Below are 12,018 nucleotides of genomic sequence, written 5' to 3'. Positions count from 1 at the left end.
GGCCGAACTCAACGGGCACCCGCGGCTGTCGGCTGGTTCAGCTCGGCGGCGACCCGCATCCGCAGCAGGTGCTTCTGAATCTTGCCGGTCGCGGTCATCGGCAGCTCGTCGACGGCGATGACCCGTTCGGGCGTCTTCTGAATGGCGACCCCACGATCGGTGAGGTAGGTGCGCAACTGCTCGACGGTCGGCGGGGTGCGCCCTTCCTTGGTGACCACATAGCAACACACCTTCTCACCCAGCTTCTCATCCGGCATCCCCACCACGGCGAGCGCGAGCAGATCGGGGTGGTCGGCCAGCTTGTCCTCGACCTCGCGGACACTGATGTTCATGCCGCCGCGAATCACGATGTCCTTGGTGCGACCGGTAACTCGCACATAGCCTTGCTCGTCCATCACCCCGAGATCGCCGGATCGCGAGAACCCGTCGGGCGTGAACAGTTCAGCTGTCTCCTCCGGGCGATTGAGATACTCGATCATGTGTTCCGGACCGCGATAGGCGATATCACCCTCGGCTCCGCGCGGCAACTCGTTCCCGTCGGGACCGACGATGCGCACCTCCGACCCCGGCAGCGCGGTGCCGTCGGAGGTGATGGCCCGCCGCGGATCGCCGTTGATGCGGCACGTCGTCGTCGACAGATTCTCGCTGCGTCCGTACAACGAGAGCACATTCGTACTCGGCAGCTTGGCCTTGGCGTTCTCGACGACCGCCGCCGGGATCGGAGAACCGGCGCATACCCACACCCGCAGCGAGGACAGGTCGAACTCCGGGTGTTCCTCGGCTGCCGCGACCAGGGTCTGCAGGAAGGTGGTCGCGGTGACCGCCGCTGTGCAGCCGAACTTCTCGATCTCGGCCAGGCCCCGTTCCGGATTCCACTCCGCCATCAGGTGAGACGACGCACCCGCGACCAGCGGGATCAGCACACTGGTCACCAGACCCGTCGTGTGCGTGATCGGTGACGGCCCGAACTGCACATCCGCCTCGGTATGGCCGAACGCCACACACAGGGCGCGCGCGCCGGAGGCATAGGTATTGAAGGTGTGCAAGCAGCCTTTCGGGCGCGAGGTCGTGCCCGAGGTATAGACGATGAGGAACGGATCGTCCGGGTGCACACGCAGGTCGAGCGCCGCGTCGACGCTTGCGGAATCGTCGGCGGCGATCAGATCCTCGAGCACCGTGATTCCGCGTTCGGCCAGCGCGTCGCGCGCGTCCTGGGGCGCGCGCACGGCGACGATCGACTCGAGGGTGTCGGAATCCTTGCGGATCTCCTCGAACATCGACAGGTAGTCGAACCCTTTGAACTGCGCGGGCGCGATCGCCATTCGGATCGAGGCGTCCGACACCACGTGCGACACCTCGTCCTTGCGGTAGATCGGCATGATAGGAACCATCACCGCACCGATCCGCGCGAGCGCCGCCGCGACCAGCACGAAAGCGGCCCAGTTCGGAAGTTGAACGGCCACACGGTCGCCCGTGCGGACACCCCGGCGGTGCAGGCCCAGCGCCAGGCGCTGCGAGGTGTCGTAGAGCTCGGCGAAGGTGAGGGCGTATGTGCCGTCGGTGATGAACACCTTGTCCGGATTCGCCCCGGCGCGTGAGCGCAGCAACTCGGTGAAGTTGACGTCGGCCCACTGCCCGGTCGCATAGAACTCCTCGATCTGCGCCTGGGTGTATCGGCCGAGATTCCGCTCGCTCGTCATGGTGTCCATCCTCTATCGGTATGTCCCGCGCTTCGTCCAAAGATTAGAATGGTTGGACCGAATAGCGCAAGCATTTGTCATGGTGAAGGTCTCGAATGAAGGCCTGTTTTCGCTGTACAGCGCAGTATCCAGCCGAATAAATAGACAAAACGGTCACAGCGCCGTCCGCACCCAGCCATGGAACGCATGATGACGCCGATCACAGCGGCGTCCGCTGCCGCGGTGTACCGATCGGCTCGCATGTTCGCTGCCGGCAGGACGGTGAAACGGCGGCAGCTGTGGGGCGGAGGACATGCCGCCGGCGACCGACCGGCGTCAGGATTCTCGGGTGTGGCCCGCCAGAGCGAGCACTCGCTCGGCCTGCTTCAGATGCGGCAAATCGAGCATCTTCCCGTCCAGCGCAACGGTTCCCACGTCCGCAGTGAACGCGTCCACGACCCGGCGGGCGTAGTCCACCTCGTCGCTCGTCGGAGTGAACGCGGCATTAATGGCGTCGACCTGGCCCGGATGGATCGCGATCCGGCCACTGAATCCTTCGGCGCGGGCGCGACGGCACGATTCCGCGAGCCCCTCGGTGTCGCGGATGTCCACATACAGCGTCTCGATGGCCTCGACATCGGCCGCCCGCGCGGCCATCAACGCCAGCGAACGCACGATCCGATAGGTGATCGCCCAGTCCCCGGTCGGCCCGAGATTCGTGGAGGCGCCCAACGCCGCGCTCAAATCCTCTGCACCCCAGGTCAATCCGTACAGCCGCGCGATCCCGGCGTCGGCGAAATCGCCCAGCCGGAACGGCGCGCGGGCCGTCTCGGTAGCCACCGGCAGCACCCGGATACTGCCCGCCGGAAGTCCGTGGGCGCACTCGAGCACCTCGAGATAGTCGTGGACGCGTACGACGTCGGCGGGTCCGTCGATCTTCGGAATCATGATCCCGGCAGGCCCCGCGGCGACGACCGCGGCCAGATCCGCCAGCGCATGCTCGGTTCCGAGCGGATTCATCCGCACCCATAGTTGCGGTCCGCGTGCGGAGCCGGATTCGGCGCCGAGGAAGTCCGCGACCAGCTGCCGGGCCATCGATTTGCGGCTCGCGCTGACAGCGTCTTCGAGATCCAGGATCACCGCGTCGGCCGGCGACTCGGCGATCTTGCTCATCTTTCGTTCGCTGTCACCGGGGACGAACAGGAACGATCGGATCGGCGCGCTCACTGCGGCTTCCTCCGCTGCAGACCCGATCGCTTGCACGACGCGACCAGTTCGTCGCGCTGATTGAACGCTTGATGCAAGAACACGACGATCCCCTGATCCGGCCGCGACTTGGAGTCGCGCAGTTCCAGGACTTCGGTCACCACATGCAGGGTGTCGCCGTGGAATACCGGCTTGGGAAAGCGCACCTCGTCCCAGCCCAGGTTGGCGACAGCGGTCCCCAGCGTGGTGTCGCCCACCGAGATCCCGACCATCAGCCCGAGTGTGAACGCGCTGTTCACAATTCGCTGACCGAACTGCGTCCCCTGCATGTACTCCTCGTCGAGGTGCAGCAGCGCCGGGTTGTGCGTCATCGCCGTGAACAGCACGTTGTCCGTCTCGGTCACCGTGCGCCGAATCGCATGCTCGAACCTCTGTCCCACCGACAACTCGTCGAACCACACACCAGCCACGTTACCTACCTCCATATCGCCCTAACTGTTATATGGTACGACCAAATTTATGGACCGGTCAATGTTGGGCGTTTCCGTGCAGGAGTGGACGGCCGAACAGGCGTAGCTCCGAGGGGCGCGACCGATTCCGAGCACGCGCTCGAACCGCAGGCGCGGTCTAACGCGCTACGGCGCCATGGAGCAGCAGGTCGGTCAAATGGCCGGTGGTGTGGTGGGTGCCGGTGAGGAGCCGGTAGAGCAGGTGGGCGATGAGCGCCTCGGCGAAGGTGTCGAGCGCGGCGTCGGTGCGGAGTTGACCGAGTTCTGCGGCGCGGGTCATGCGTTGCGTGAGCGCTTGCCGGAGCGGGCCGGTGACCAGCGCGTAGAGGCGTTCGGCGTCATCGCTGTTCTCGGCGGCGGCCGCGGCCAGTGCGCGCACCATGGCGGCCAGGTGTGGGTCGCGCAGCGTGTCTATCTGCCGGTTCAGCCAGGTGTCGAGGTCGGCGGCGATATCGCCGGTGTCGGGAGGGGACGGGATGTCGGCGGCGCCGAAACCGGCGGTGACGGCTTCGGCGACCACCGCCGCTTTCGTGGGCCACCAGCGGTAGACGGTCTGGCGTCCGACTCCGGCACGACTTGCGATGGCGTCGATGGTCAGGCTGTCGTATCCATCGCGGGTGAGCAGATCACGGGTGGCTTCCAGGACCGCTCGGTGGGCGCGATCGCTGCGGGGCCGGCCCCCGCGTCTACTCGGCATGGCAGCCACGCTAGCAATCGACGCCGGATCGCCACCGAAGCCTGACATCTCGAGTTACCGTACAAATTGTCTCGTAACTGGTTGAGGTGGAGGAAAACCGAGTGAGCACGGATATCAGCGTCGTCATCGGTGTCGGAGGGATGGGTCGCGCGATCGCGTCCCGGCTCGGCAGCGGCAGACATCTCCTGCTGGCCGATGTCGATGAGCGCCTGCTTGCCGACACAGCGGACCAGTTGCGCGAACAGGGATTCGACGTGAGTACCCATCGGGTGGATGTGGGTGATCCGGCGTCGGTGGCCGCGCTGGCCACGGCCGCTGCCGACGCCGGCCCCGTCCGTCATCTCGCGCACACGTCCGGGGTGTCACCGGTGCACGCCTCGACCGAGACGATCATGCGGGTCGACTTGTCCGGCGCCGCTTATGTTCTCGACGAATTCGGGGCCGTGATGGCACCAGGCGGGGCGGGTGTCGTGATCGCGAGCATGGCCGGGCACCTGACGCAGCTCACGGCCGAGCAGGAGGATGCCCTGGCGTTCACGCCGAGCGCTGACCTGGGTTCGCTGTCATTGCTGAATCCGGAGCTGGCGTTGCATCCGATGCTGGCCTATCCGCTGGCCAAGCGGGGCGCGATCCTGCGCGTGCGCGCCGCGGCCGCGGCGTGGGGCCGCCGGGGCGCCCGGGTGAATTCGATCAGCCCGGGCGTGATCGCCACCGCGATGGGGCGCGACGAACTGGCCGGTGCGTCCGGAGAGCAGATGCGGGAGATGATCGCCCGCTCCGCATCCGACCGCATCGGCACCGCCGAGGACATCGCCGCCGCGGCCGCGTTCCTGCTCGACCCCGCAACCAGCTTCGTCACCGGCACGGACCTGCTCGTCGACGGCGGAGTGGTGGCCACGTTGCGGGCGGCGATGCGCGGCTGACACCTACCGGAGCGCGTCGAGAGGGACGGTCGCGGCCATCATGTCGTATCCGGCGGCGCCGGGATGGACCGAATCCAGCGTCCCGGTCTCGGGTCGCTGGCGGGTCCCGGTCGCGTCGACGAGGGCACGGTCGAAGTCGACGACGGTGACGTCGGTGCGTGACCGGATCCAGGCATTGGGCGCTTGACGCTGATCGTCACCGAGCGAATCGGGCAGCGCGTCGGCCCCGAGCACCGTGCGCGACACTCGCGGAATGTAGGTTCCCAGTGGAACTTTCAGTCCGGCGGTGTGTGCGGTGTCGATCAACTGGTGCAATCCGGCGATGATGTCGGCGGCCGTGCGGCCGCAGTAGCGAATGTCGTTGCCGCCCTCGTTGATCAGCACCGTGCGCACGTTCGGCACCGCCAGGACATCACGAGCGAACCGGTCCAGCGCCGAGCGCCCGAACAGCGGCTCGACGGAGCCGCACGGCAGCACCGTATTGCCTCCGATTCCGGCGTTGACCACCGACAACGGAATTCCGGCCGCGCGCATCCGCGCGGCCAGACGCGCGGGGTAGTCGGTGTTGGTGTCGGGCGCGGACAGCGTCCCTTCGGTGATGGAGTCACCCAGTGCGACAACCGTTCCGCTGGTCCCCGGACTGTCGGCGTCGACACGGGCCAGGAATGGCACCCAGGTATTCGTCATGGCGAACGCCGCGCCGGAGCTGTCGCCGGTCCGGTCGCCCGCACCAGGAAGGGTGGCGTAGCCGGTCTTGTCGAACGCCGTCACACCGCTTCCGGTGACCTGCGCTCCCACCTGCGGCACGTGGTAGGAGACCGCCAGATCGTCACCGAAACCGAACTCCAGCGTCGCCGCATCGCTGAACGCCGTCGCCCCCGCCGGCACCACGACCCGGGCAGCACCACCGAAGGTGACCGGCCGCGCCGTTGCGGACCGGACTTCGGCGCCCCGACCGCGCAGCGCCACCGAGACCGCATCGAAGGTGACCGGCGCGTTCCCATACTCGTTGGACAACGTGATTCGAACCGCCCGGCCCCCGATCGACGGATGCACGATCGTCCGGAACGACTGATTCGCGACCGGCGGATAACTCGCTCCCGAAGGCGCCGACGCCCATACCCCCGACCACGTCTGCCCCGGCTCCGCGCCCGCCCCGCCGGGCGACACCACACCGGCGGCAATCACGACGGCACACACCGCACCGAGCATATGACGCAGCGACCGTCTGACGCGGCGAGGTGCAGTTGAGTGAGAACGCGATGTCGCAGACACTTGACGCCCTTCGATTCGGGGTGAGGCACATGGTTGCCGCGCCTTGAAAGCGACCACGACCGCCTCCAAGCGACCGTCAGCGCCCCGGCGCGGGCCACGGCCCTCACGGCGGTCCCGTGCACCCACCTAGTTACGAGACAATCTGTATGCTAATTGCCGAAGAACGCGATTACCCCGATAACGAGAAATCCACTCTCTTACGGCGAATTGGATCGACCGCCACATTTGGACATACCATATACATGGTATGGTGTGCGTTGGGTCACATGGCGTCGTCGTCGACGAGTACCGCCGCACGTCGGTGACCGCAGGCGCAAGGAGTGACAGTGGCTGTGCAGTCAGCAACGACGCGGACTCGCCCGGAAAGCGACGCCCACGTCGCCGAACAAGCCTTCACGCGACTACTGGAGTTGCTCGGTCCCGAACCCGAACTCCTCCGATTGCAGGAGTTCAATCCGAGCCTGTCGCTGGTGCGTGACTACGCCGGTCGCGCGCTGCGCGCGGGCCTGCCGGATCCGGAGGTGACCGCCGAGGTCGCGACCATCCTGATGACCGTCGACAAGGCCATCCGGGCCGACATCGCCCGCCGGATTCACGTGCACAGCAAGCAGTTCGGCGGTTTGACTCGTGTCGTACGGGCGATCGACAGCGCTCCCAAAGCGTGCCTGTCGAGCGTGCTGACCAGCGAGTTGTGCACCGCGCTGGGCTACGGCAAGGCGATGTACTCGGTGGTTTCGGGGTCGCATTGGGCGCCGGTATCGGTGTCGGTGAATCCGGGACTGGGTCATGACTACGATCCACTGGTCGCCGCGGTCGACGGCAGGTCGATCCCACTGCGCGATGCGCCGCGGGAGGCGGAGCTGGTTCGGCGTCGCCGCTCGTACGCGGTCGGACCGGCCGAGGTCAACCGCCACACATATCGGCCGCTACTGGACCTGAGCCGCCCGGCAGGCTATCTCGCGGTACCGATCGTCGTCGCGAATCGGGCGATCGCGATCGTCCATGTCGACCGCCACGACAACGATCTCAACGAGGCGGACTTCCACCTGATCACCACCTTGGCGCAGGCGTGCGCGCTGTCGGCGGAATCGGCGCGGTTGCACGCCTCGATCACCGAACAGAATCGCCGCACCACGGCGGAATTGAACACACTTCAGCGCGCGCTGCGCGAGCTGGAGGACGCGGAGGTCGCGTTCGACGACCTCGACGGCAGGCCCGTCGAACATTCCGAGGAACACGAATACACCTCGCACGCAACGCATTACCCCGCCACGCTCACCGCCCGTGAACGAGACGTTTTGGCGCTGATCGCCAGTGGCGCCACCAACGGCGCGATTTCGCGGCAACTGTGCATTTCCGACGGCACCGTGAAATCCCATGTGCAGCGCATCTTCAAAAAGATCGGCGTCAGCACCCGCGCGGAAGCCGCCGCCCTCTACGCCGGCCACCGTTCGCCGCCAGGACTTTCGGCATGAGCGAGCGCGACGAGCGCACAGCCGGACCTCCGATCGCGTGGGAGCCGACCGCCGCCGAGGGCACGCCATCAGGAGGTCGGGACCGGTGGAGGCAGCGGAGCGTCACCGCGCAAGTCCGCCGCTCATGCGCGATGGACACCGCATGAGCAGCTCAGCAGGAGACTATGCAGCGGAGCGTCACCGCGCAAGCCGGGACGCGCATGACATCGAGCCGACCGCGGACGAACTCGTCGCCGCGATGCGCACGGCCTCAGGTCCTCGACTGACCGAGCTCGGGCGTCAACTCGCCGAACGCCTGGAGCGAGAACAAGCGTTGCGGGACAAGGAGATCGATGAGCTTCGCCGCGCGGCTCAGCGCCTCGATCGGGCAGTCGCGGACCTCACCGATGCCTCCTCGGGCACTGTGCTGCTCCGGCGTGCATGCGCGGCATTGGCGGATATCTGCTCCGCCGAGCGGGTGCTCGCCTCGAGTGTGGAAGCCGATCGGGCCGTGCCGGTCGCGATCTACGAGTCCGGTCAGGCGGGGGCGATCCCGGCAGACTACCCGCTGCTGCCCGGATCGGCGGAGTCGCGCGTCATCACCGCCGGGGGCGCTCCGATAACCGGCCGGCCGGTACCGGCGCTGAGGCAGTTGTTCCCGCAGGACTGCACGATCATGGTCGCCACCGTCGGCGACACGCCCGCCCTCGTCGTTCATGTGGCGCAGACATCCGATGCCGCACAGCACGATTCGGCCGCACTGGTGCTGGAGGTGCTCGGCGGATGCCTGCGGCGACTCGGATTGGTCGCGCGCAGAGCCCGTCAGCTCGAGCTGCTGCGATCGAGTGGTGTCGCACGCGAAGGCCAAACCGATGCCCCGGCCGCGGAGACGGCGCGAGAGCCCGCACCGCCCGCTCCCCCATGGATGGAACCGCTGACCGAACGGGAGAGCGAAGTATTGCGCCTGGTACTCACAGGCTCGTCCAATACCGCGATCGCCACCGAATTGGTCATCACCGTCGACACGGTGAAATCGCACGTCAAACGGATTCTGCGAAAGCTGGGGGCGATCAACCGCAGTGAATTGATCGCCCGCCATTCCGCCGGAGCTCTCACGCACCGTTCGATTGCGCCACCGTCACGGTGATCGGCTCCATCTCCGCATCCAGCACCAGCTGACAGGCCAGCCGAGAGCAGCTGCGCGCCCCGTCGAGGAATTCGAGCAGATCCTGCTCCTCCATGGACGGCTCGCCGAAGGCGGCGGCGGACTCGTCCGACACGTACACGTGACAGGTGGCGCACGAACAGCTCCCGCCGCATTCGGCGACGATCCCGGGCAGATTGTTCCGTACGGATCCGTCCATCACTGTCTGGCCCGCGGGAACGTCGACCGAATGGGCCGTGCCGTCGGGCAATCGATAGACAACGGTGGGCATGGGGTCCTCCTCCGACAGGTGAAAACGCTGCGTACCAGCGATTCCAGTCTGGAAGCGCGCAGGTGGGCAGACATCCCCACGACGGCCGATCACCATCGGCCATCGGGGTGATTCCCGCCCCGCAAATCCCCCTTTTTGCCGACACTGTTCCGGCATCGGTGTGATGTGACTCACCTGTCCCGCTGCCACGCTGGGTACCACTTCCCGATCGAGCGAGGAGAGACAATGAGCACCACGGAGCAGGCCACCGAGTTGATCCCGGACACCATCGCCCGGCAGATCGTGCTTCCCGAGGGCCACCGTGACAACGACGCGCTGTTCGAGGCCTACCGCTGGCTGCGGGAGAACAATCCGCTGGGCCGCGCGGTCGTCGAGGGCTACGACCCGCTGTGGCTGGTCAGCAAGCACGCCGACCTCATGGAGATCGAACGCCAGCCCGACATCTTCACCAGCGCGGGCGGCGAGGACAAGGGGTCGGTCAATCCGATCCTGGCCAATCAGGCCGGCGACGCGTTCACCAAGAGCATCAACAACGGCAGCCTGCGGATTCTGGAAACCCTCACCTACCTCGATCCGCCGGAGCACACCGAGATCAAAGATATTGCGCTGGACTGGTTTCGGCCGCAGAACCTGGCGCAGTGGGAATCGGTGATCCGCGAGCTGGCCAAGTCCGCGGTGGCGCGGCTGCTCGAGACCGACGGGCGGATCGACTTCGTCAAGGACTTCGCGCTGCAGTATCCGCTGCACGTGATCATGAGCCTGTTCGGCGTGCCGGAAAGCGATGAGCCCAAGATGATGTCGCTGACCCAGGAATTCTTCGGCACCGCCGATCCGGACGCGGCCCGCACCGATGTCGAACCGCTGAGCCCGGATGCCGCCGCCCGGCAGTGGGTGGCGACGATTCAGGACTTCTTCGCGTATTTCGAAGCGCTGCTTCAGGATCGGCGCGCCAATCCGCGCGACGATCTCGCGACGGTGATCGCATCGGCACGCAATGCCGACGGCGAGTACTACAAGAACGAGGTCTACTACGGCTATTTCATCGCCATCGCGACCGCCGGCCACGACACCACCTCCAGCACCCTCGCGGGTGGTCTGCTGGAGCTGGCCCGGCACCCGGACCAGCTCGAACTCGTCCGCAACGATCTGTCGCTGGTTCCGCACCTGGTCAACGAGTCGCTGCGGTGGGCCTCGCCGGTGAAGCACTTCATGCGCATGGCGACGCAGGACTACACCCTGCGCGGGCGCGAGATTCACGCCGGTGACCGCTTCATGCTGCTGTATCAGTCCGGCAACCGGGACGCCGACGCCAACCCGGATCCGGACCGCTTCGACCTGACCCGCCGGCCCAACAAGCACATCGCCTTCGGCTACGGCCCGCACATGTGCATCGGGCAGCATCTGGCCAAACTCGAATTGCGCGTCATGTTCGAAGAGCTCCTGCCGCACGTGAAGTCGGTTACTCCGACCGGAGATACGCGGTTCATCCAGACCAATTTCGTCGGCGGGCTCAAGAACATGCCCGTGGCGATCGAGTTCGACCGGTAACAGCAATGCGCACCGATCTTCCGGCTCACACCGTGGTGATCGTCGGAGCGGGACAGGCCGGCGGCACGCTCGCCGGCCTGCTCCGGCAGCAGAGGTTCACCGGTCGCGTGGTGATGTACGGCGCCGAACCGGTCCCGCCGTATCATCGGCCGCCATTGTCGAAGAAGTACGACAGCGACGACTATCTGCAGTGGCTGCGGCCCGAATCGTTCTACGCCGACAACGACATCGAACTTCACCTGGACGACCCGGTGGTCGGTATCGATCGCGCGGCACGGACGGTGACCACGCGGTCCGGACAGACCGTCCGTTACGACACCCTGGTCCTCGCCACCGGTGCCACTCCCCGTGCCCTCCCGGTTCCCGGAGCCGATCTCGCCGGCGTGCTCGCGCTGCGAACCCTCGCCGATGCCACCAAGCTGCGGGCCGCGGTGCTCGCCGGCGCGCGCATCGCCATCGTCGGCGCCGGCTACGTCGGACTCGAGGTGGCCGCGGCCGCACGAGCTCGCGGGTGCGAGGTGACCGTCATCGAACGTGAGGACCGAGTACTGGCGCGCGTGGCGAGCCCCGAATTGTCGCGCATCCTCACCGACAGTCATCTCGCACGCGGCACCCGCATCGTCACCGGCGCCGACGTGCGCGAAATTCTCGGCCGCGACGGAAAAGTCCGGGGCGTGCGGCTGGGCGACGGCACCGATATCGATTGCGACACTGTGGTTGTCGGTATCGGCGCGGCTCCCGAGGACACTCTCGCCCGCGATGCGGGGCTGGACTGCATGGCGGGCATCGTCGTCGACGGGGCCGCCCGCACCAGCGATCCGCACATCCTGGCCATCGGCGATGTCACCCATCGGCTGCACGAGGGTCTCGGGGCACTGGTCCGGCTGGAGAGCATTCCGAGCGCCACGGAACAGGCCAGACAGGCCGCCGCCGTCATCACCGGCGAACCGGTCCCCGCGCACGAGGTGCCGTGGTCCTGGTCGGATCAGTTCGACCTGAAGATGAAGATGGCCGGAGTACCGGCACCGGGCACCGCGGCGGTGCTGCGCGGCGACCCCGGCACCGGCTCCTGCGCACTGTTCCACCTGGACATCGACGGGCGCGCCCACTGCGTCGAAACCGTCAACGCCGCAGCGGATTTCATGGCCGGAAAGAAGTTCATCGGCACCAGGGCGCGGCTCGATCGCAGTGCCCTGGCCGACCCGGCTACCTCCCTGCGTCATGCCACGCAAGGGGTCGATCACACACCGGTCGCCGCAAGCGATCGCACCGAAACACGAAGGATCTGATC

11 protein-coding genes are annotated in these 12,018 nt (G+C 66.8%); 5 read left to right on the top strand and 6 right to left on the bottom strand.

Annotated features, from left to right (window positions below):
• Positions 1 to 8: 8 nt before the first annotated feature.
• The 4 genes from NN2_RS25460 to NN2_RS25445 form a co-directional block, all read right to left on the bottom strand.
• Positions 9 to 1,700, bottom strand: coding sequence for an AMP-binding protein (locus NN2_RS25460; protein ID WP_063016607.1), 1,692 nt, complete (start codon positions 1,698 to 1,700; stop codon positions 9 to 11).
• 315 nt (positions 1,701 to 2,015) lie between these two features.
• Positions 2,016 to 2,906, bottom strand: coding sequence for an HpcH/HpaI aldolase/citrate lyase family protein (locus NN2_RS25455; protein ID WP_082857252.1), 891 nt, complete (start codon positions 2,904 to 2,906; stop codon positions 2,016 to 2,018).
• Positions 2,903 to 3,355 (bottom strand): MaoC family dehydratase, encoded by a 453-nt coding sequence (locus NN2_RS25450; protein WP_063001721.1) that lies wholly within the window; start codon positions 3,353 to 3,355, stop codon positions 2,903 to 2,905. The genes NN2_RS25455 and NN2_RS25450 overlap by 4 nt, the downstream gene beginning before the upstream one ends.
• A gap of 157 nt (positions 3,356 to 3,512) precedes the next feature.
• Positions 3,513 to 4,091 (bottom strand): TetR/AcrR family transcriptional regulator, encoded by a 579-nt coding sequence (locus NN2_RS25445; RefSeq protein WP_063016549.1) that lies wholly within the window; start codon positions 4,089 to 4,091, stop codon positions 3,513 to 3,515.
• A 101-nt stretch (positions 4,092 to 4,192) separates the two neighbouring features.
• Between NN2_RS25445 and NN2_RS25440 the strand changes: the two genes are divergently transcribed.
• Positions 4,193 to 5,014 carry an SDR family oxidoreductase gene (locus tag NN2_RS25440; protein ID WP_063016603.1) on the top strand — a complete coding sequence of 274 codons (822 nt, stop codon included), beginning with the start codon at positions 4,193 to 4,195 and terminating at the stop codon, positions 5,012 to 5,014.
• 3 nt (positions 5,015 to 5,017) lie between these two features.
• Here NN2_RS25440 and NN2_RS25435 read toward each other — a convergent pair whose 3' ends face one another.
• Entirely contained in the window at positions 5,018 to 6,214 is a 1,197-nt protein-coding gene (locus NN2_RS25435) for a GDSL-type esterase/lipase family protein (RefSeq protein WP_169812445.1), read from the bottom strand.
• Between the two features lie 401 nt (positions 6,215 to 6,615).
• Between NN2_RS25435 and NN2_RS25430 the strand changes: the two genes are divergently transcribed.
• Both NN2_RS25430 and NN2_RS25425 read left to right on the top strand, forming a co-directional pair.
• Entirely contained in the window at positions 6,616 to 7,764 is a 1,149-nt protein-coding gene (locus NN2_RS25430; RefSeq protein WP_245658849.1) for a helix-turn-helix transcriptional regulator, read from the top strand.
• 142 nt (positions 7,765 to 7,906) lie between these two features.
• Entirely contained in the window at positions 7,907 to 8,890 is a 984-nt protein-coding gene (locus NN2_RS25425; RefSeq protein WP_063910870.1) for a helix-turn-helix transcriptional regulator, read from the top strand.
• Here NN2_RS25425 and NN2_RS25420 read toward each other — a convergent pair.
• A complete protein-coding gene (locus NN2_RS25420; RefSeq protein WP_063016541.1) occupies positions 8,856 to 9,179 on the bottom strand; it encodes a 2Fe-2S iron-sulfur cluster-binding protein in 324 nt (107 codons plus the stop codon). The two genes, NN2_RS25425 and NN2_RS25420, sit on opposite strands and share 35 nt — an antisense overlap.
• A 225-nt stretch (positions 9,180 to 9,404) precedes the next feature.
• Between NN2_RS25420 and NN2_RS25415 the strand changes: the two genes are divergently transcribed.
• A complete protein-coding gene (locus tag NN2_RS25415) occupies positions 9,405 to 10,727 on the top strand; it encodes a cytochrome P450 (protein ID WP_063016539.1) in 1,323 nt (440 codons plus the stop codon).
• Positions 10,728 to 10,732: 5 nt separating this feature from the next.
• Positions 10,733 to 12,016, top strand: coding sequence for an NAD(P)/FAD-dependent oxidoreductase (locus NN2_RS25410; RefSeq protein ID WP_063016537.1), 1,284 nt, complete (start codon positions 10,733 to 10,735; stop codon positions 12,014 to 12,016).
• The last annotated feature ends 2 nt before the right edge of the window (positions 12,017 to 12,018 follow it).

The organism is Nocardia nova NBRC 15556 (genome assembly GCF_001613005.1).
GTDB classification, from domain to species: Bacteria; Actinomycetota; Actinomycetes; order Mycobacteriales; family Mycobacteriaceae; genus Nocardia; species Nocardia nova.
Note: the sequence above shows the minus strand (reverse complement) of the source record. Positions and strands in the feature narration are given on the sequence as shown.

Bases quoted from the DNA above. Each gene is read 5' to 3' on its own strand.
- NN2_RS25460 (WP_063016607.1), bottom strand. From the start codon at position 1,700: ATGACGAGCGAGCGGAATCTCGGCCGATACACCCAGGCGCAGATCGAG.
- NN2_RS25445 (WP_063016549.1), bottom strand. From the start codon at position 4,091: ATGCCGAGTAGACGCGGGGGCCGGCCCCGCAGCGATCGCGCCCACCGA.
- NN2_RS25425 (WP_063910870.1), top strand. From the start codon at position 7,907: ATGAGCAGCTCAGCAGGAGACTATGCAGCGGAGCGTCACCGCGCAAGC.
- NN2_RS25420 (WP_063016541.1), bottom strand. From the start codon at position 9,179: ATGCCCACCGTTGTCTATCGATTGCCCGACGGCACGGCCCATTCGGTC.
- NN2_RS25415 (WP_063016539.1), top strand. From the start codon at position 9,405: ATGAGCACCACGGAGCAGGCCACCGAGTTGATCCCGGACACCATCGCC.
- NN2_RS25410 (WP_063016537.1), top strand. From the start codon at position 10,733: ATGCGCACCGATCTTCCGGCTCACACCGTGGTGATCGTCGGAGCGGGA.